This is a genomic window from Paenibacillus sp. DRB1-1 (assembly GCF_052119485.1).
Lineage (GTDB): Bacteria > Bacillota > Bacilli > Paenibacillales > Paenibacillaceae > Paenibacillus > Paenibacillus polymyxa_B.
Map to the genome: position 1 here is coordinate 5,281,005 of NZ_JBODQH010000001.1, position 19,215 is coordinate 5,300,219.

Consider the following 19,215-nt stretch of genomic DNA (forward strand, 5'->3'; position numbering starts at 1 on the left):
ATGTTAACCATTGGAAAAGCATCTTTTACCTCAAGGTTGTTGTTGGGAACAGGAAAATTCTCTGATCTGGATATCCAATCCCAAGCCGTAGAGGCTGCTGAGACGGAAATATTGACGTTTGCTGTGCGGAGATTGAACTTGGAGGAACGGGATAAGCAGCATTTTCTCGATATGCTGGATTTGAGCCGGTATACACTTCTTCCCAACACAGCAGGGGCTACAACAGCAGAGGAGGCGATTCGTATTGCCCAATTGGCAAAAGCCTCCGGCTTGTGCGATATGATTAAGGTGGAAGTCATTGGGGATAGCAAGACACTGCTGCCTGACCCTTTCGAAACGTTGAAAGCTAGTGAAAAGCTGTTAGAAGAAGGCTTTATCGTGCTGCCCTACATATCGGACGATGTGATTCTAGCAAAGAGGCTACAAGAGCTTGGAGTACACGCCGTTATGCCTGGAGCTTCACCGATTGGTACAGGACATGGTTTGCTCAATCCGTTTTCATTAGAGCTAATTATTGAACAGGCGGAGGTTCCGGTTATTGTCGATGCGGGTATTCGCTCACCCGGTGACGCGGCAATGGCGATGCAGTTGGGGGCAGATGCTGTTTTGTTGAACACAGCCGTATCAGGAGCGAAGGACCCAGTAAAAATGGCTGAGGCCATGAAACTGGCTGTTCGTGCTGGAAGATATGGTTTTGAGGCGGGGATGATTCCTGTAAAACGTTATGCTTCAGCAAGCAGTCCGACAGAAGGCATGGTTCAGACATGAAGGTAACTGACAAATCCGATGCAGGAGGAACACATCCAAGTGACCGTTATTCCAGACAGGAAAGATTCACACCCTTTGGACCCACAGGACAACGTCGGCTTGCTTCCTCTCACGTATTAATCATAGGTGTTGGAGCGCTAGGCACAGGTATTGCGGAAACGCTTGTTCGCGGGGGCGTAGGTACAGTGAGCCTCGTAGACCGGGATTATGTGGAATGGAGTAATTTGCAGCGCCAACAGCTTTTTCAGGAAAGTGATGCTGCGCAAAGATGTCCCAAAGCAATAGCTGCTCAGCGAAGATTAAAGGATATTAATTCGGAAGCGGTCATACATGCACATGTACTGGATGTTAGGGTGGAAGAGCTGGAAGAGTTGATCCAGGGGGTAGATCTCATGATGGATGCAACGGATAATTTCGATACCCGACTTCTTATGAACGACATGGCACTAAAGCATCGCATTCCTTGGATTTATGGGGGGTGTGTGGGCAGTTATGGTATAACCTACACCATTTTACCGGGTCAAACGCCTTGTCTTCACTGTCTGCTGGGAACTGTGCCGTTTGGTGGTGAAACCTGCGATACCGCCGGGATTATTCCGCAGGCCGTACAGATGGTCACGGCTAACCAAACTACGGAAGCTTTCAAACTTCTGGGCGGATATCCGGAAGATTTGAGAGGAAAGCTGCTTTCGTTTGATTTGTGGAAAAATGAGTATGTAGCGATAGCAGTAGATAGCGTTAAAAAGGAGAATTGTCCTTCTTGCGGCAACCAACCGACGTATCCCTACTTGTCGGCCTCTCATCGGCAAAAAACAGATGTTTTGTGCGGCAGGGATACCGTTCAAATTAGACCAGCAAACCCAACACTTCTGAATCTTGCAAAAACAGCAGATAGATTTGCTTCTTTGGGAGAGGGAGAAGTAGAGCGGAATTCGTTTTTGGTTTCCTTTAGTACAAGCGAGCATCGCTTGGTTGTTTTTGCAGATGGCAGAGCGTTGATCCATGGGACAAAGGACGTGGCAAAAGCAAGAAGTCTGTATCATCGCTATTTGGGTTAAACCATAAAAGCAGAAAGCCATTCTTTGGAGAATGATTTTCTGCTTTTTAGTTACAATAATATTAATATGCTTTAATGGCTTATAACAAACTTGTTCGTATCCAATATGTAATGCTATGTCCAAACCAGGTGGGTGAAAAGATGAGCCCGTTAATTTTACTTGTAGATGTAAACGAAGCGCCTCCCGTATTTGTTCATCCATTGGAGCAGGCAGGTTATCAGGTGGTACATGTTAGCAATACAACGGATGTAAGCTCTTATGTAGCCCATAATCCTGTGGATTTGCTACTCCTGAACATAGAAGATGAACAGGCGGATACACAAGGCTTGATTCGCATTTTGCAGCAAAACCATCCTCATGTCCCGTTATTTGCAATGACTTCATCAGATGAGGAGGACCATATTGTTTCCTGCTTTGAACAAGGGGCACATGATGTGATCGTTCTGCCCTTTTATCCTAGAGTTTTTCAGGCAAGAGTGGCTAATTTATTGCGAATTTTTGGTATTGAACGTGATGTGACAAGGGCGATCGAAGCGGGTGATTTACATATAGACAATGCAAGCAGAATGGTGAGCAGAGGGGGACAAAAGCTGGAATTAACTCCGAAAGAATTTGATCTTTTGCTTCATCTGGCGATACATCTTAACCAAGTTTGTAGCAGGCAGCAAATTCTGAAGGATGTTTGGAAACATGATTATATCGTTGATACGAACGTGGTAGACGTCTATATCAGACATTTGAGGGTTAAAGTAGATAAAGGGTATAAGTTTAAAATGATCCGTACGGAACGAGGTATTGGCTATTCACTCAGAACACCAACCGTATCAGAATAGCATAAGGCATATAAAAAAGCCGGAACTTTTCGTCCCGGCTCGCATATTTCAAAATGAGTTTCATACTACAGCACGCGGCGTGCTTTAATGTATGTTTTTTTCCAGTTGCTGGAGTTCAAATCGGAGATGGTCACGCCAGGTCCGCCGTAAGTGTGCAAAATTTTACCGCCGCCCATATAGACTGCTACGTGGGTAATGTTACGTCCTGTAGCACGACTACCGCTTGAAAAGAACACTAAGTCACCTTTTTTTAAATTGGACTTGGATACGGCATGTCCGACTTTGGACTGTTGAACAGAAGTACGCGGCAAATTCACTCCGTATTTCTTGAATATGTGCTTCATGAAAGAAGAACAGTCAAAATTACGTGTAGTGCTCGTGGAAGCTCCAAACTTATAAGGAGTTCCCATATATTTTTCACCGTAGTTAATTACTTTTTGGCCTACTGAAGTAGTAGTGGCAGCTTGTGCCGTATTTGTTCCCTCAATTGCAAAAGTACCAAAGCCGATAGTGGCTGCGACCCCTGCTATAATTACCTTTTTTATGATTTTCTGCATATTCATGTTGTAAGTACCTCCAGAAATTGATTTGTGCAATATTTTGCTGAGTTGCTAACTAACTGACAGCGTTGAGTATAACAGTTTTGAAGCCGCCTAATAGTTGGAAAAGAACTCTCAAATGCTTGAGGGACAAGACTTACACAGCGATTATTAAAAAACGATTAAAAATTACAATTTGTAAAAAATATATCGATTCATAGATCTCTATAAACGGAAAAACCCTTGTTAATCAAGGGTTTTGAGTGAAAAAACAATCTAAACAATGGTTACAACAATGTCATAATTAATCCTTGCTTTGAATAACGAGTAGTAGACCGCTTTTGATAGAAATCGTACCTTTTGAAGCCGTTAGCTTATTACTGACAGCACGCGATTGTCCCATTTTGAGGGTGGCATTATGCAGCGGATACATAAATCCTTCCAGTTGTATGCCTGTTACTTCGGCGGTCATAGGAAGCAGCGATGTATATGTATAGCCCATAGGCTGAATCTCAAGCGTTGATCCGGTGAGCTCAATATAATTATGTGCGTCCATAATAGCGCAGCTAATATGATGCTGCATTGCGCGTACCAAAATTTGAACATTAGCCAATGTGTGGTCCATCCGGGTGCCAGTCACACCAAGCATCAGTACATGATCTGCCTGTTCGTCCATAGCGATTTCCAAAGCAAGCTCAGTATCTGTTAAGTCTTTAAGTACTGGATCACATGCAATCATACGTTGGCTTGCTAATTCTACCTTTTCTTTTTCCTCTGGTGTGATCGAATCAAAATCTCCTACAGAGACATGTGGTGTAATACCGTGTTCGATCAGGAAAAGAGCACCTTTATCTGCACCTATAATAAAATCATCGGGTTGTATTTGATGTAAATCTTCTTCATTAAGACGACCGCCTGAAAATACAATCGCTCGTTTTTTTGTCATAATCAACATCCTTTCTTTCTGATACCATCCTATATATACCATCGTTTTTAAGTATACCGCGTTAAATATGGCTTGCACAATTTTGGAGGACACGGCTACAATGAAACAGAAAAAAGGAAGTGTAACGTGTAATAGGAAGGAGAACGAAATGATTAACGTTTTGTTTGTATGTTTGGGCAATATTTGCCGCTCTCCGATGGGGGAGGCGATACTGAGACATAAAGCGCAGGAACGGGGATTGGGTGCAGAAATCGGGGTAGACTCGGCCGGGACAGGCGACTGGCACATCGGAAATCCCCCGCATGAGGGAACACTAAAGCAACTTAAACTGCATGGAATCAGCGAACAAGGCATACAGGCGAGGCAAATAACGGGCCGCGATTTTGAGGCGTTTGATTATATTGTGTGTATGGATGACTCCAATGAACAAAACATGCGTAAGATTGCAGGTGGAGCGGAGGCTGATATTCTAAAATTCATGGATTTGCTCCCTCAAGAAAAATTAAGAGAAGTACCCGACCCATATTTTACAGGGAATTTTGAAGAGACCTATCGATTAATGGACGCAGGGTGCGATGCCTTGCTGGACAAGATCATAGAAGAAAAGCTATAATGTGAACGACAGATGACGGCAATAATTGCCGTTTTTCGTTATACACTTTTGAAAGCGTAACCAAATTATGAAAAAGAGGAAGGAGCTTTATGACCTATTAGGTCAATGCTCTCATTCCCCTTAGTTACCAGGAAGAATATTTACTCAGGCGCGATCCAAAAAATACATTAGCGCGTCAGGCAACTCGTTTTGCCAAAAGCCCCACAAATGTTTGCCATCCTTTTCACGATAAGAAACTTCAGCGTTCCGTTCGCGCAGCAAATCTGCACATTGACGGTTAAGCTCTACAAAGTTGTAAATGCCAGTATCACTCTCAAATGCATCTTCCTGAAGGCCAACCGTCATCCACACCCGCAAATGAGACAGATCTTTCTCGCGGGCGATGATTTCCTGAGAAGCTTCATAGTAAGCACCTGAGAGGCTGATAATGCGGTTGAACAGCTGAGGATACATCAAAGCCAAATGCAGAGACACACTGCCTCCCAGTGAATCCCCCGCCAAAATGCGGGACGCTGCATCTTTTCTTATAGGATACTTTTGCTCTACATAGGGAATAATCTCTTCTGCAAAACAGGCGGTATACGCCTCAAAACGATTGCCAAAGGGAGCATACTCCTGAGTTCTGATTTTGGTATTCACTTCCACTCCTACAATAATGAAGGGTTCGACGCCCTCATCTAAAATGAGGCGGTTGGCGTGAGTTGCAATGCGGCCAAAATTGAAAAATTCTTCTCCGTCCTGACAGTATACGACCGGGTAGCTCAATATTTCATTATAGCCGGGCGGCAAATAAATCCGGAGAGTCCTGGTCTCTCCAAGAAAGCGGCTGTCTACTTCGTCTTTAAGGATGGTTCGTTTTAAATACCGAGAATCCGTCATTTTTCGTCACCTTTCTTGGGTATTATTTTGCATTCGGGATCACAATAAGTTAAGATTACCCTGATTGCAATAGATGTTTAAAATTTCAATCATGTACTAAGCTGTTATAGTAAAAAACATACCCTGTTACACACACAAAAATGTGGCAAACTCAAAAAAAATAACTAAATCTTTGACGCGAGCGATATAACAGGTGTATAATAATCCTATAACAGCGGAACTTGATATTCAAATTTTTTTGTTGAGGTGAAGAAAATGAGCAAGGTTCCTTATGAAGTTTACACAGAGGAAGTTGAGGCGCTGTCCGTACTTTCTCCGGATGGTGAAATTATCAATAAAGATATGTTGCCTAAACTTACAGATGATCAATTGAAAGAAATTATGTATCGAATGGTATTTACACGTACTTGGGATGACCGTGCCGTTAACTTAGGCCGTCAAGGACGTCTCGGTTTCTACGCTCCGGTATCCGGACAAGAAGCAACCATGATTGGTAGCGAATATGCGCTCCAAAAAGAAGACTTTATTGCTCCAGGCTACCGCGATATTCCGCAAATCGTTTGGCATGGCCTGCCATTATACCAAGCTTTCTTGTATTCCCGTGGTCATCAACACGGCGGCCAAGTGCCGGACGGTGTTAATGTACTGATGCCGCAAATCATCATTGGCGCGCAAATTTTGCATGCTATGGGTATTGCTATGGGTTACAAACTGAAAAAGCAAAAACAAGTCGCCATTACATATACAGGTGACGGCGGTTCTTCCGAAGGTGATTTCTACGAAGGCCTGAACTATGCTGGTGTATACAAGTTGCCAGTTATTTTCTTTGTGCAAAACAATGGTTACGCGATCACGACTCCATTCTCAAAACAAACGGCTGCTCTTTCGATCGCTCATAAAGCAGTAGCTGCTGGTATTAAAGGCGTGAAAATTGACGGCATGGACGTGCTTGCAGTTATTAAAGCCGTTCAAGAAGCTGCAGAACGTGGACGTAATGGCGAAGGTGCTACTTTGATTGAAGCCGTAACGTACCGTTTCCGTCCGCATTCCCTTTCTGATGATGCAACAAAATATCGTTCTAAAGAAGAAGAAGGCGAATGGAATGCGAAAGATCCAATTGCCCGCTTTGCGAAATACCTTGAGAAAAAAGGCCTTTGGACTGAAGAAGATACAGCTCGCGTAAAAGAAGAAGCTAAGGCAAAAGTGAACGAAGAGATCAAAAAAGCCGAGAAAACAGAGAAAATGACAATTCCTGGCCTGATTGATAGCATGTTCGAAACAACGCCTAAGCACTTGGAAGAACAAAAAGCTGATTTTAAATAATTGAACTTAAAAGAGACCGGGCGGTAACCCGATCCGGTCTGCTTTTCGATTGACCTGAACTGAAATTGATCTGTCAATGTTTAAGGAGGAAATGAAGCAAATGGCACAAATGAACATGAAAGAAGCGATTCGTGACGCACTGCGCGTAGAGTTGAAACGCGACCCTAACGTCCTGCTTTTCGGTGAAGACGTAGGTCATGTAGGTGGCGTATTCCGCGCTACAGAAGGTCTGCAAAAAGAATTTGGCGAAGAACGTGTATTCGATACTCCGCTGGCGGAATCCGCAATCGGGGGTCTTGCTGTGGGTCTGGGTATTCAAGGCTTCCGCCCTGTAGCTGAAATCCAGTTCGTAGGCTTTATCTTTGAAGCACTCGATCAAATGGCAATTCAAGCATCCCGTATGCGTTACCGTTCCGGTGGATGTTACAATTCTCCAATCGTATTCCGTACACCTTTTGGTGGCGGTGTTAAGGCAGCCGAGCTGCATACAGATTCTTTGGAAGGTCTTCTGGCTCAAACACCTGGTATCAAGGTTGTTGTTCCTTCCAACCCTTACGATGCAAAAGGTCTTATGATCGCGTCTATTCGCGACAATGATCCAGTATTTTTCATGGAGCATTTGAACCTGTATCATGCATTCCGCGCTGAAGTTCCTGAGAATGATTACACAGTTGAACTGGGCAAAGCTAATGTAGTTCGTGAAGGTTCCGATGTGACGATCATTACTTACGGTATGATGGTACACACTTCGATTAAAGCTGCTGATGAGCTGGAAAAAACAAAAGGTATCAAAGTAGAAATCATTGATTTGCGTACCATTAGCCCGATTGACATTGATACCGTTGTTGCTTCTATTCAAAAAACCAATCGTGCCATCGTTGTTCAAGAAGCGCAAAAGAGCTCCGGTGTAGCTGCTGAAGTTATTGCACAAATTAACGAAAAAGCAATCCTGCATCTGGAAGCACCCGTTCTGCGTGTAGCAGGTCCGGATACCGTTTATCCTTTTGCTCAAATTGAAGATACTTGGTTGCCAACGCCAACACGTATCATTGATGCGGTTAATAAAGTATTGGAATTTTAATTAAAGCACACCGTAAATTTGGGAGGTTTTAAACGTGGCTAAATTTGAATATAAATTCCCGGAGCTAGGTGAAGGTCTTCACGAAGGCGAAATCATCAAGATTCACATCAAGCCCGGCGACAAAGTAACAGATGAAGATATCATCATGGAAGTACAAAATGATAAGGCAGTAGTTGAAGTTCCTTGTCCGGTTAATGGTACAGTACAAGAAGTATTTGCCAAAGACGGCGACATCTTTAACGTAGGTCAAGTCGTAGCTGTAATTGATGCAGAAGGTGAACTTCCTGAACAAGAAGATGCACCAGAAGCACCAGCTGCTAGCCCTGAACCAATTGCTGCTGCACAAGGTGGAGCTGCAGGTACAGCTAGATTTGAATATAAATTCCCAGAGCTGGGTGAAGGTCTTCACGAAGGCGAAATCATCAAGATTCACATCAAGCCCGGCGATAAAGTAACAGATGAAGATATCATCATGGAAGTACAGAACGATAAGGCAGTAGTTGAAGTTCCGTGTCCAGTCAATGGTACGGTTCAAGAAGTATTTGCCAAAGACGGCGACATCTTTAATGTAGGTCAAGTTGTGGCTGTAATCGCTGCAGAAGGTGAACTTCCTGAACAAGAAGAAGCACCAGCTGCTGTGAAACAAGAAGAGGATGCTGCAAAAGGCGGAGCTAACACAAAACCAGCTGCAACACCTGCTGCTTCTAACAAAGACGTACTGGCTACACCTAGCGTCCGCAAATTTGCTCGTGAGCAAGGTGTAAACATCGCTCAAGTGAGTGGCTCCGGCAAAAATGGTAAAATCACCAAAGAAGATGTAGAAGCTTTCAAAAATGGTGGAGGTCAAGCGGCTGCACCAGTAGCGAAAGAAGCTGCAAAAGCACAAGAGCCTGCTAAGAAAGAAGCGAAAGCTGCAACACCATCTGCACCAGCAGCAGATCCACGTGCTGAGGAAGAGCGCGTACCATTTAAAGGTATCCGCAAAGCTATTTCCAATGCTATGGTTAAATCGGCTTATACGGCTCCGCACGTTACGATTATGGATGAAGTAGATGTAACTGAATTGGTTGCTTTCCGTACTCGTATCAAACCAATTGCTGAGAAGAAAGGCACAAAAGTAACATACCTGCCATTCATCGTAAAAGCTTTGGTTGCTGCTTCCCGTCAATTCCCGGCTCTGAATGCCACAATCGACGAAGAAGCAAACGAAATTGTCTACAAAAAATACTACAACATCGGTATCGCTACAGATACAGACAACGGCTTGATCGTTCCTGTTATCAAAGATGCTGATCGTAAGAGTATCTGGATGATTGCTGATTCCATTCGTGATCTGGCTGTGCGCGGTCGTGATGGAAAATTGGCTGCGAATGAGATGAGAGGGAGCACAATCTCCATCACTAACATCGGTTCCGCAGGCGGTATGTTCTTTACTCCAATCATTAACTTCCCTGAAGTTGCGATTTTGGGTACTGGCCGCATCAGTGAAAAAGCAGTCGTGAAAAACGGTGAAATTGTAGCTGCTCCAGTAATGGCTCTTTCCTTGAGCTTTGACCACCGTATTATTGACGGTGCAACTGCTCAAAACTTCATGAACTATATCAAACAGCTGCTCGCTAACCCTGAGTTGCTTGTTATGGAGGTGTAATCAATGGTAGTAGGAGACGCTTCTCTGGATATTGACACATTGGTTATCGGTGCGGGTCCTGGCGGCTATGTAGCTGCCATCCGTGCCGCACAATTGGGACAAAGCGTATTGATCGTTGACAAATCTGAGCTGGGCGGTGTCTGTTTGAACCGTGGATGTATTCCATCCAAAGCTTTGATCTCAGCAGCTCATCAATACGAAGCAGCTAAACATGGCGAGTCTTTCGGTATTACGGCTGAGAACGTAAAAGTAGACTTTGCTAAAACACAAGAATTTAAAAACGGTGTTGTTAAGAAAATGACAGGCGGCGTAAGTGGCTTGCTCAAAGGCAACAAAGTTGAAGTTTTTAATGGTGAGTGCATGTTCATCAACGAAAACGAAGCGCGTGTATTCAACGAACATGAATCACCACGTTACCGTTTTAAAAATGCAATTATCGCAACAGGTTCCCGTCCAATCGAACTGAAACCATTCCCATTTGGCGGACGCATTCTGTCTTCTACAGAAGCATTGAACCTGCCTGAAATTCCGAAAAGCCTGATCGTAATCGGTGGTGGATACATTGGTGCAGAGCTTGGACAAATGTACTCCAAATTCGGTTCCAAAGTAACGATTATTGAAGGTATGGATACAGTACTTCCTGGTTTCGACAAAGATATGACTTCAATCGTTGCGAAAAGCATGAAGAAAACTGGCATCGAAATCTTCACTGGCGCTAAAGCGGAAAGTGCAGAGCAAACAGATAAAGACGTAACAGTGAAATTCTCCGTTAACGGCGAAAGCAAAGAAGTAACTGCTGATTATCTGCTTGTAACTGTTGGACGTCGTCCAAACACTGACGGTGAACTGGGTCTGGATCTGATCGGCCTAGAACTGGATGAGCGCGGAATGGTGAAAGTTGACCACCAAGGACGTACTAGCATTCCTCACATCTTTGCAATCGGCGATATCGTAGCTGGTCTTGCTCTGGCGCACAAAGCTTCTTACGAAGGTAAAGTAGCTGCTGAAGCAATCGCAGGCGAGCCGTCTGTAGTTGATTACAAGTGTATGCCGGCTGTCGTTTTCACAGATCCAGAATGCTCCAGTGTAGGCTACACAGAGACACAAGCCAAAGAAAAAGGCTACAATGTTAAAGTTGGCAAGTTCTCTTATGGAGCAAACGGTCGTGCGGTTTCCCTGAATGCTGCTGAAGGTTTTGTGAAAATCGTAGCTGACGCTGACACAGGTCTGGTACTGGGTACGCAAATCGTAGGTCTGGAAGCTTCCAACCTTATTGCTGAGCTGGGTCTGGCGATTGAAATGGGTGCTACACTCGAAGATATCTCCTTGACTATTCATGCTCACCCTACATTGGGCGAAATCGTTATGGAAGCAGCGGAAGTCGTGCTGGGTCATCCGATCCACGCATTGGCACCACGTCGCTAATACCATTTTTCATCATCTCGTTTTTGGTTTTCATACATGACAAAGAGAGGCAAGGAGCGCTATATCTGCGCTCTTTGTCTCTTTTTTTTCAAACTTTAGGATTTTCAGGACTACCATGAAAATTCACACAGTACATGGTCAACGAAGCGCCGTACATGATAAACTAAATATAGATATTGGTGCAGAAAAAGAATTTTAAAGATTAGAATCTGGCGATGCCAGGTTTTTATTCATGCTCAAAGGAGAGGAATAACGTGCGTAACTATTTGGAACTGCTGGAGGATATTTTAGAGAATGGAGTAAAAAAAGAGGATCGTACAGGAACGGGTACACTATCTGTTTTCGGAAGACAACTCCGTTTTGATCTGGCCAAGGGCTTCCCCTTGGTGACCACCAAAAGAGTACATTTGAAATCCGTTATTCATGAGCTGTTATGGTTTTTGCGGGGAGATACCAACATTTCTTATCTCAAGGAGAACGGAGTTACCATTTGGGATGAATGGGCGGATGAGCAGGGCAATCTGGGGCCTGTATATGGATCACAATGGCGCTCGTGGGAAACAACAGATGGACAACATATTGACCAAATTGCGAATGTCATTGAGGCTATTAAAAATAATCCGGATTCACGTCGACACATTGTCAGTGCTTGGAATGTTGCTGAAATCGAATCGATGAAGTTGCCGCCATGTCATTTTGTATTTCAGTTCTATGTAGCTGGAGGGAAGCTTTCCTGTATGCTAACGATGCGTTCTGTGGATACCTTTTTAGGGTTGCCGTTCAATATCGCAAGTTATGCATTGCTAACGCATATGGTTGCACAGCAGTGCGGTTTGGAGCCCGGCGAATTTATTTGGTCAGGCGGCGATGTGCATATTTATTCAAATCATATGCAACAAGTGCATACGCAGTTGGAACGTGATCCTTATCCGTTGCCTCAGCTGAAAATTCTGCGCAAGCCGGATTCGATTTTTGATTATACCTACGACGATTTTGCTTTTGAAAATTACGAGTATCATCCAGGGATTAAGGCGCCTGTCGCCATCTGATTAGAGGAGGTGGAAAAATGGGCATTTCAATGATATGGGCTATGGCACAAAATGGTGTGATTGGCCGGGATAATAAACTTCCCTGGCGCCTCCCTAGAGACATGGTCTTTTTCAAAGAGCAGACGATTAATAAAACGGTACTCATGGGACGCAAGACGTGGGAATCCTTTGGAGGAAAAAGCCTGCCAAACCGACGTAACGTCGTCTTGACTCGAGATCAGCGCTATCAGGCAGAAGGTGCGGAAGTAATTCATTCACTGGAAGAAGGGCTCCAATTAGCAAAGCAGGAGGAGTTAATGGTCATTGGAGGAGCAGAGATTTATTCACTGTTTTGGCCACATGCTGATCGGCTGATTGTGACTCGGATTGAGGAGACTTTTGAAGGCGATACAACCTTCCCTGAGCTGGGTTGGAACGGCTGGAATATAGTCAGTGAGAACCCGGGTATCAAGGATGACAAAAATCCCTATGAGTATCGTTTTGTTGTTTACGAGAGAACAGAATAAGAATAGACTGTATCCGACCCCACTCATTTGAAAAATTAATAAACCATATAAAAAATCCTTTTGGCTGTTGATGCAGAAAGTTGCATAAGTTTTCATCACTTTTACGCTGTATTGTGATACAATAAATCAAATTCAACGAGAACAGACCCTTTCATAATACAAACAGACAAATTCGAATTTGACTTAAATTCTGAATGGATGATCGGGGTTCATAAGCGAAGAGATGGGGGAACGTAACATGTCTACACCAACTGGATTTATGGAATACACACGACAGCTTCCTACAGACCGGGACCCGGCAGAGCGTATAAAGGATTGGGAAGAATTCCATAAGCATATGTCTGAAGAAGAGCTGCGTACCCAAGGGGCGCGTTGTATGGACTGCGGAACTCCTTATTGTCATACGGGGATGGATATCATGGGAGCAACTTTAGGCTGCCCGGTTCATAATCTCATTCCGGAATGGAACAATCTCGTATATCGTGGTTTGTGGAAGGAAGCGCTAGAGCGGCTGCACAAAACGAATAACTTCCCGGAATTCACAGGCCGTGTCTGTCCTGCGCCATGTGAAGGTTCGTGTACAGTCGGCCTGATCGGACAGTCGGTTACAATTAAAACCATTGAGGAAGCTATTATCGAAAAAGGCTTTGAGGAAGGTTGGGTCGTTCCTAATCCGCCAGAAAAGCGTACAGGCAAACGTGTGGCTGTTGTTGGTTCGGGTCCAGCAGGTTTGGCTGCAGCTGCTCAGCTTAACAAAGCAGGGCACAACGTGACTGTGTATGAGCGTGCTGATCGTGTGGGTGGATTATTGATGTATGGAATACCGTCTATGAAATTAGATAAGAAGGTTGTTCAGCGGCGTGTGGATTTGCTGGAGGCTGAAGGTATCCAATTCATCACAAATACGGAGATCGGCAAAGATATCCCTACCGATCAGTTGATTGCTGAATATGATGCGGTTGTACTATGTGGTGGTTCTACGAAGCCAAGAGAATTCAACATTGAAGGTAGCGATTTGAAGGGTGTTCATTATGCGATGGACTATCTGAATGGTACCATCAAAAGTTACTTGGATTCCAACCTGGAAGATGGCAACTATTTGTCCTCCCAAGGTAAGGACGTTATTGTAATCGGTGGTGGTGATACGGGTTCGGACTGTGTAGCTACTTCTTTGCGTCATGGTTGTCGGAGTGTCACTCAATTTGGCACTCACACCAAAGCGCCTATGGAGCGTGACCCGATTGCCAATCCTTGGCCACAATTTCCAAACGTGTATTCTCTCGATTATGCACAGGAAGAAGCGAAGGCGCTGTTCGGAGAAGATCCACGTGAGTTCTCCATCATGACGACCAAATTTGTAGGTGATGAGAACGGTAATTTGAAAGAGCTACACACCATTCAAATTCAACGGATTGTTGATGAAACGGGCCGCAAAATCTATCAACCGATTCCAGGTACGGAGCGCGTATTCCCTGCACAAATTGCTCTTATTGCCATTGGATTTGATGGTCCTGAGCAAACGATTGTAGAACAAATTGGTTTGGAGACGGATCGTCGCTCCAACGTTAAAGCACGTTATGGAAAATATGTTACCAATGTGGATAAGGTTTTTGCAGCAGGCGATATGCGTCGCGGACAAAGTCTTGTCGTGTGGGCTATTAATGAAGGTCGCGAAGCTGCACGAGAGGTTGATAAATACCTCATGGGCGCTACCGTTTTGGTATAATTAAAAATTTTATGTAACGGCTCAGTCAAAGCTCCATCTTCGGATGGGGCTTTATTGTATTTCAAGCTGAGTCTGTCAGAAGCGAAAAATGAATAAATGATTATTAAGCTGTGAAACATTGTGAAATTTATGTTAGATAATATAACTTAAATTTAATTATCTCACCATATATTTCTTATATATATTGATCATAACATAAAAAAGGGTGTTTAGTGTAGCTTTTTTATAGAAAAAAGAATTAATTCACAAGAAAATTAGTTAAAATCCGATGCTTATGTAATATAAATTAACATATACATAACTTTAGTTGACTGTTTAAAATCATGACCTGAGAGAAGCGTGGTATCTATGGTATAATACACGTATATTGTTGAAGCGTTTGACTAAATGAATTTACAAAGGAGCTTTCGTCGGGAGAAGGCTCCTTTTGCATGAGGCCGGGATACCTGTGTTTTCATTAACATTCCATGTATATGTATGATTCATGGAGGAGAAACAGAAGGCCGTCAGGAAGGAATGGAGTATGAATGAAGACGTTGATTATTGCTGAGAAACCAGATATGGGACGGACGATTGCTGCTGTTATGGAGCCGCGGGCTAAAAATAACCGTACCTATTTGGAAGGTGAAAAATACATTGTAACCTGGGCGATCGGACATTTGTTGGGTTTGGCTGAGCCGGATGCATACGATGCTAAGTACAAACGATGGAACATTAAGGATCTTCCCATTATCCCTGATCAGTTCAAAATTGTACCGAATCCGAAAACAAAAGATCAGCTGAAAATGATTGGTGAACTGGCTAAACGCTGCAATGCCATCGTAAATGCTTGTGATGCTGGACGGGAAGGGCAATATATTTTCGCGTTGATTCAACAGCAATTGAAGTTGCATCAGCCAGTTAAACGACTGTGGATTTCAGATTTGACAGCGGAAAGTATTGCGACAGGCTTTGAACGATTGCGAGATGCTTCGGAGTTTGAATTTCTCACTCAAGCTGCGAGGGCACGAAGTGAAGCGGACTGGCTGATCGGAATGAATGCTTCCAGAGCGTTCACAACACGACATAACACACTGCTGTCGGTAGGAAGGGTGCAGACTCCCGTTCTGGCACTGATTCATGACCGAGAAAAGGAAATTGAGGCATTTCAGTCTCAGACCTTTTATGATGTGTGGGCTGAATTTAAGCAAGATCAGATCAAGTACAAAGGTGCGTGGCAGGGGGATCGGTTGACGAAGCCAGAGGAAGCTGAGGCGATCGCTGCGGCCGTTCGCGGAAAAACAGGTAAAATCACCAAATATGATACCAAGCAGACAAAAGAGTATCCTTTTAAATTGTACGATTTAACGCTGCTTCAACGCGAGGCGAATGCCAAGTATGGTTATTCGGCCAAAAAAACACTGGATGTGGCACAAGCGCTTTATGAGCGTCACAAGGTCATTTCCTATCCGCGTACCAATTCTAACTATGTGACAGAGCAAAATATAGACGGCATGCACAAGGCGCTACTGATGCTGGGGACAGGTCCTTATGCTGATCTGGTCCAACAAGCCAACCCGAATTTGGTCCATAAACAGAATAAATCGGTTTGCAATCCATCTCGTGTTGAGGATCACCATGCTATTCTGCCGACGTTAAAAAGGCCGGGAACGCTAAGCAAGGAGGAGCAAAATGTATATGACCTGGTTATTCGCAGGTTTTTGTCACATTTTTTTCCGCCTGCTGAATACAAAATGCATACCGTAATGACACAGGTGGACAAGCATCTGTTTAAAACAAATATCAAAGAGCTTCTTTCCTTGGGATGGAAAGTGGTTTTGAGTAAGGCTGATCAGGATAAAGGTAAAAAGAGCAAATCACCGAAAAAAGAGGATGAAGAGGAAACGGACGAGTGGACGGATAAGAAGTTTGAGATTGATGCGGTTCGTCCCGTTGATTGTGTTCGCGCTGAGATGAAAGAAAAGGCGACTCAGCCCCCTAAAAGCTACACAGAGGGTACATTGCTTAAGGCGATGGAAAGCGCGGGCAAACAGATGGAGAATGAGGAATTGCGTGAGGTCATGAAGGACGCCGGTTTAGGCACACCTGCGACGCGGGCCGCCACAATTGAACGATTGAAAAAGGTTGGCTATATTGAAATGAAGGGCAAAAAGATTCTTATTACGGAAAAGGGAAAGATGGCTATTGACCTGATCCGTCATGCTGGGGTTGATCTATTAGCCTCGCCAGAGATGACTGGTCAATGGGAACGTCGTCTACACCAAATTTCCAAGGGAGAGGCGGCTCAAGAGAAGTTTATGGATAACGTTAAAAGATTTACGTTGTCCATCATTGACAAGGTGAGGCAGCAGCCACCGGCTCCGGCAAATGCCTTTGGCGAGGAAGCAAAGGGGAAACGTGCAGCTGGAAAAGAAGGCGCACGTAATGTACGCGCGAGTGGAGGCACCGCCGCCAAAGGGGGAGGGCCTGCTACATCAGGACGCGGTGGCAGCGCTGGAAGCGCAACGCTGGAGCAGGCAGCAGCACCAGCAAGTCGTGCTGTGGGAACAGCAGGTTCCGCTGCACGCAGCTCTTCCGATGGAGCCTCAGGCATTTCAGTGAGCCAAAGGCAAGCTTTGGGTAGCTGCCCACGCTCTAATTGCAGCGGAAGCATTATAGAAGGCCGCAAAGGGTATGGGTGCAGCCACTACAAGCAGGGCTGTGGCTTTGTCGTCTGGAAGGAATATGCTGGAAAGCAGATTACCGAAACGATGCTCAAATCTCTGTTGACGAAAGGACAGACGCAATTGTTGTCTTTTAAGCGTAAAGATGGATCGACCGTCAAAGCGCGAATTGTTCTGAATGAACCAGGTACAGGACAACTTAGCGTTCGAGAGGAATCCTGAGACAGGATTTAGACACTATTTTGGCTGAATCAAAGGTTGAATAACATTTTAAAAACAAAAAAGGGACCCTATCCGAGGGTCCTTTTTTGTTGATGCAATTGTATGCTTTCGTGGATAACCCGTGGTACTTCCGTTAGCTTCTGTATCGTATACATCACGGAGTTCACGTTTTTTTGCAATTCAACCATATTGTAAATCCATTCCTTAGGCTGCTTGAGATATACAGCATGAATACCTGCGGCAAGGGCTGGAGATACATCAGTGCGCAGAGAATTCCCGATCATCCAGGTGATGCTTCGGTCCAAGCGATTCTTCTGGATGATTTCTTCTAGTGCTTCGACATTTTTATGCTGGCGAATGTAGATGCGGTCATCAAAGTAGGTAGCCAGTTTCATTTGTTCAATCTTTCTTTCTTGAATGATCTGCTCACCGCCAGTATAAAGATGAAGGGAATGCCCTGCTTTTTGGAGGGAGTTCAACGTTTCAACCATGCCTGGATACGGTTCGATTTCCTGTTCGTACACACTTCGGCCAAGAGAGCGAAGCTCCTGCTCTTCCCGAAAATCGAGACGGCGTCCGAATTGTTCCGAGAAAAATTGGTACGTATCTATCAGAGATTGTGGAAAATGCTCGCTGGCAAAGCCCACTTGATGAACTCCAGCCACATCAATTTCGATTTGTTTTTCACGAATCGTATTTTTCGTTAGATTATGAGTTACAAACCATTCCTGAAGCAAATCGAAAAAGTGGTTGAGGATAAGATCAAAATACTTGTTGCAGTGGACTAAGGTGTCATCAAGATCAAATAAAATGTGCTGCTTCGGATACGACATGATGCATACTCCTTCCCAGCCAAAGCTTTAACGCTGCTTTGGTTATAACTAAAAGTACAATTCAAATTACAATCCAATATAGGATTCCAAAAATACCTGTAAATCAGCCGCGCCATCGGGACGGATGCTGAATTTTTCCTTATGATAACGTCCGATGTGAATACGGAGCAGACCAGCCACTCGTAAAATCATCATATCAGACATGAGTGTATCTTCCAAACGGCTCAAATCATGGCGCATATCTTCGAGAGACTTAGGACCTTGAGCTACATAACGCAGAATTCGCAGCCGCTGCGGATCATTGACCGCACGAGTGAGCCGTAGCAGAAGCGTAGGCGGTTCTTCCTCGCTCTCCTCGGGGATATCAACCGGATACTGGATCAGCAATGTGCGGGTATAAAAACAGTATGAATTAATCGGGCGATTATGGACAACCGGAAATAGGACTACTGTATCCAGGTCTTCCATGTGTGGCACGACTAGTCCAGCTGTCGCATACTCAACCAGTGCTTCCGGCTCCATTTTACTCAGTAGCATGCGCTTTTCCGCAGCGTCTTCTTCTGCCAACACACGTAGTTCGCCTTCCAAGGCCCGAAAATAATCACGATCCCACAATTTGAGGAGTGGTGCGTATACCTTACGAATGCGTAAAGATTCTTCAAAGGTTAAAAAAGGGATATGCGGAACGAGCAGCTCAAACATATCTTTATCCGGACCGTGATCCAAAAAAGAGATATAATCAGATATTTCATCCGATTCCGGTCGAAGTAACGCCCAGGCATAGAGTGCGTCATAATCGCTAAAAGGGCAATCCTGAGCTGTAGCAAGCTCAGTACGAACTTCAAGTTGTAGTCGTGCATCCACCTTGTCGATCCATTCATGGCCCAAGTCCATATCTTGGACCCACTTTTTAGTCACATAGGCCATGAAGCTGCCGAGCAATTCATAAATTGGAGAAGTGTCTATTTTAATTTGATAACTCATGGAACCCAATGCCTCCTATTCTGTCTTCTAGCCCAGAGCGGTGAACGTAATTAAGCCCGTCCATAAGCAAAACATGAGCATTTTAATAATTGCTCACTTATTTATTATGGCTTGTTCTG

Annotated in this window: 17 protein-coding genes; 12 read left to right on the forward strand and 5 right to left on the reverse strand. The window is 44.3% G+C overall.

The genetic code is table 11. The annotated features are described in order from the left end of the window. The 3 genes from ACQW03_RS23775 to ACQW03_RS23785 all read left to right on the forward strand — a co-directional run bounded on the left by ACQW03_RS23775 (nucleotide 1) and on the right by ACQW03_RS23785 (nucleotide 2,659). Entirely contained in the window at nucleotides 1-768 is a 768-nt protein-coding gene (locus ACQW03_RS23775) for a thiazole synthase (protein WP_220029595.1), read from the forward strand. Beyond that, complete coding sequence (locus ACQW03_RS23780; RefSeq protein WP_441952082.1) at nucleotides 765-1,826, forward strand: ThiF family adenylyltransferase; 1,062 nt, start codon at nucleotides 765-767, stop codon at nucleotides 1,824-1,826. Before ACQW03_RS23775 ends, ACQW03_RS23780 begins: the two co-directional genes overlap by 4 nt. A gap of 140 nt (nucleotides 1,827-1,966) precedes the next feature. After that, nucleotides 1,967-2,659 (forward strand): response regulator transcription factor, encoded by a 693-nt coding sequence (locus tag ACQW03_RS23785; protein WP_441952084.1) that lies wholly within the window; start codon nucleotides 1,967-1,969, stop codon nucleotides 2,657-2,659. A 65-nt stretch (nucleotides 2,660-2,724) separates the two neighbouring features. Here the strand turns inward: ACQW03_RS23785 and ACQW03_RS23790 are convergent, their stop codons facing one another. Both ACQW03_RS23790 and ACQW03_RS23795 read right to left on the reverse strand, forming a co-directional pair. Then, on the reverse strand, nucleotides 2,725-3,222 hold the full coding sequence (locus tag ACQW03_RS23790) for a C40 family peptidase (RefSeq protein WP_071641108.1): 498 nt from the start codon (nucleotides 3,220-3,222) through the stop codon (nucleotides 2,725-2,727). A gap of 280 nt (nucleotides 3,223-3,502) precedes the next feature. Next, nucleotides 3,503-4,144, reverse strand: a complete 642-nt coding sequence (locus tag ACQW03_RS23795) for a thiamine diphosphokinase (protein ID WP_071641106.1) — start codon at nucleotides 4,142-4,144, stop codon at nucleotides 3,503-3,505. 148 nt (nucleotides 4,145-4,292) lie between these two features. Here ACQW03_RS23795 and ACQW03_RS23800 point away from each other — a divergent pair, with 148 nt between their 5' ends. Then, on the forward strand, nucleotides 4,293-4,757 hold the full coding sequence (locus tag ACQW03_RS23800; protein ID WP_076293708.1) for a low molecular weight protein-tyrosine-phosphatase: 465 nt from the start codon (nucleotides 4,293-4,295) through the stop codon (nucleotides 4,755-4,757). A 144-nt stretch (nucleotides 4,758-4,901) separates the two neighbouring features. Here ACQW03_RS23800 and ACQW03_RS23805 read toward each other — a convergent pair whose 3' ends face one another. After that, the gene (locus tag ACQW03_RS23805; protein WP_025724149.1) at nucleotides 4,902-5,636 is read right to left on the reverse strand and encodes an alpha/beta hydrolase; all 735 of its coding nucleotides are present in this window, start codon (nucleotides 5,634-5,636) and stop codon (nucleotides 4,902-4,904) included. A 255-nt stretch (nucleotides 5,637-5,891) separates the two neighbouring features. Here ACQW03_RS23805 and pdhA point away from each other — a divergent pair, with 255 nt between their 5' ends. The 8 genes from pdhA (at nucleotide 5,892) to ACQW03_RS23845 (ending at nucleotide 17,279) form a co-directional block, all read left to right on the forward strand. Further along, nucleotides 5,892-6,959, forward strand: a complete 1,068-nt coding sequence (gene pdhA, locus ACQW03_RS23810; RefSeq protein WP_013310511.1) for a pyruvate dehydrogenase (acetyl-transferring) E1 component subunit alpha — start codon at nucleotides 5,892-5,894, stop codon at nucleotides 6,957-6,959. Between the two features lie 100 nt (nucleotides 6,960-7,059). Beyond that, the gene (locus ACQW03_RS23815) at nucleotides 7,060-8,040 is read left to right on the forward strand and encodes an alpha-ketoacid dehydrogenase subunit beta (protein ID WP_441952088.1); all 981 of its coding nucleotides are present in this window, start codon (nucleotides 7,060-7,062) and stop codon (nucleotides 8,038-8,040) included. A gap of 34 nt (nucleotides 8,041-8,074) precedes the next feature. Then, nucleotides 8,075-9,688 (forward strand): 2-oxo acid dehydrogenase subunit E2, encoded by a 1,614-nt coding sequence (locus tag ACQW03_RS23820; RefSeq protein ID WP_220029591.1) that lies wholly within the window; start codon nucleotides 8,075-8,077, stop codon nucleotides 9,686-9,688. 3 nt (nucleotides 9,689-9,691) lie between these two features. Then, nucleotides 9,692-11,113 (forward strand): dihydrolipoyl dehydrogenase, encoded by a 1,422-nt coding sequence (gene lpdA, locus ACQW03_RS23825; protein ID WP_023988970.1) that lies wholly within the window; start codon nucleotides 9,692-9,694, stop codon nucleotides 11,111-11,113. A 254-nt stretch (nucleotides 11,114-11,367) separates the two neighbouring features. Continuing rightward, nucleotides 11,368-12,162, forward strand: coding sequence for a thymidylate synthase (thyA, locus tag ACQW03_RS23830; protein WP_013310507.1), 795 nt, complete (start codon nucleotides 11,368-11,370; stop codon nucleotides 12,160-12,162). A gap of 17 nt (nucleotides 12,163-12,179) precedes the next feature. Then, nucleotides 12,180-12,668, forward strand: coding sequence for a dihydrofolate reductase (locus ACQW03_RS23835; RefSeq protein WP_441952091.1), 489 nt, complete (start codon nucleotides 12,180-12,182; stop codon nucleotides 12,666-12,668). A gap of 238 nt (nucleotides 12,669-12,906) precedes the next feature. Next, nucleotides 12,907-14,394, forward strand: coding sequence for a glutamate synthase subunit beta (locus ACQW03_RS23840; protein WP_071641101.1), 1,488 nt, complete (start codon nucleotides 12,907-12,909; stop codon nucleotides 14,392-14,394). Between the two features lie 527 nt (nucleotides 14,395-14,921). Beyond that, nucleotides 14,922-17,279, forward strand: a complete 2,358-nt coding sequence (locus ACQW03_RS23845; protein WP_441952094.1) for a DNA topoisomerase 3 — start codon at nucleotides 14,922-14,924, stop codon at nucleotides 17,277-17,279. Nucleotides 17,280-17,347: 68 nt separating this feature from the next. Here ACQW03_RS23845 and ACQW03_RS23850 read toward each other — a convergent pair whose 3' ends face one another. Next, nucleotides 17,348-18,112 carry an HAD family hydrolase gene (locus ACQW03_RS23850; protein WP_441952096.1) on the reverse strand — a complete coding sequence of 255 codons (765 nt, stop codon included), beginning with the start codon at nucleotides 18,110-18,112 and terminating at the stop codon, nucleotides 17,348-17,350. 66 nt (nucleotides 18,113-18,178) lie between these two features. Next, on the reverse strand, nucleotides 18,179-19,096 hold the full coding sequence (locus tag ACQW03_RS23855) for an ArsR family transcriptional regulator (RefSeq protein ID WP_441952098.1): 918 nt from the start codon (nucleotides 19,094-19,096) through the stop codon (nucleotides 18,179-18,181). Nucleotides 19,097-19,215 lie beyond the last annotated feature (119 nt).

Excerpts from the sequence above, each read along its gene's own strand:
- ACQW03_RS23815 (WP_441952088.1), top strand. The coding sequence starts at position 7,060 with ATGGCACAAATGAACATGAAAGAAGCGATTCGTGACGCACTGCGCGTA.
- lpdA (WP_023988970.1), top strand. The coding sequence starts at position 9,692 with ATGGTAGTAGGAGACGCTTCTCTGGATATTGACACATTGGTTATCGGT.
- ACQW03_RS23800 (WP_076293708.1), top strand. The coding sequence starts at position 4,293 with ATGATTAACGTTTTGTTTGTATGTTTGGGCAATATTTGCCGCTCTCCG.
- ACQW03_RS23795 (WP_071641106.1), bottom strand. The coding sequence starts at position 4,144 with ATGACAAAAAAACGAGCGATTGTATTTTCAGGCGGTCGTCTTAATGAA.
- ACQW03_RS23850 (WP_441952096.1), bottom strand. The coding sequence starts at position 18,112 with ATGTCGTATCCGAAGCAGCACATTTTATTTGATCTTGATGACACCTTA.
- ACQW03_RS23840 (WP_071641101.1), top strand. The coding sequence starts at position 12,907 with ATGTCTACACCAACTGGATTTATGGAATACACACGACAGCTTCCTACA.
- ACQW03_RS23835 (WP_441952091.1), top strand. The coding sequence starts at position 12,180 with ATGGGCATTTCAATGATATGGGCTATGGCACAAAATGGTGTGATTGGC.
- ACQW03_RS23855 (WP_441952098.1), bottom strand. The coding sequence starts at position 19,096 with ATGAGTTATCAAATTAAAATAGACACTTCTCCAATTTATGAATTGCTC.
- ACQW03_RS23780 (WP_441952082.1), top strand. The coding sequence starts at position 765 with ATGAAGGTAACTGACAAATCCGATGCAGGAGGAACACATCCAAGTGAC.
- ACQW03_RS23775 (WP_220029595.1), top strand. The coding sequence starts at position 1 with ATGTTAACCATTGGAAAAGCATCTTTTACCTCAAGGTTGTTGTTGGGA.
- pdhA (WP_013310511.1), top strand. The coding sequence starts at position 5,892 with ATGAGCAAGGTTCCTTATGAAGTTTACACAGAGGAAGTTGAGGCGCTG.
- ACQW03_RS23805 (WP_025724149.1), bottom strand. The coding sequence starts at position 5,636 with ATGACGGATTCTCGGTATTTAAAACGAACCATCCTTAAAGACGAAGTA.
- ACQW03_RS23790 (WP_071641108.1), bottom strand. The coding sequence starts at position 3,222 with ATGAATATGCAGAAAATCATAAAAAAGGTAATTATAGCAGGGGTCGCA.
- ACQW03_RS23785 (WP_441952084.1), top strand. The coding sequence starts at position 1,967 with ATGAGCCCGTTAATTTTACTTGTAGATGTAAACGAAGCGCCTCCCGTA.
- ACQW03_RS23845 (WP_441952094.1), top strand. The coding sequence starts at position 14,922 with ATGAAGACGTTGATTATTGCTGAGAAACCAGATATGGGACGGACGATT.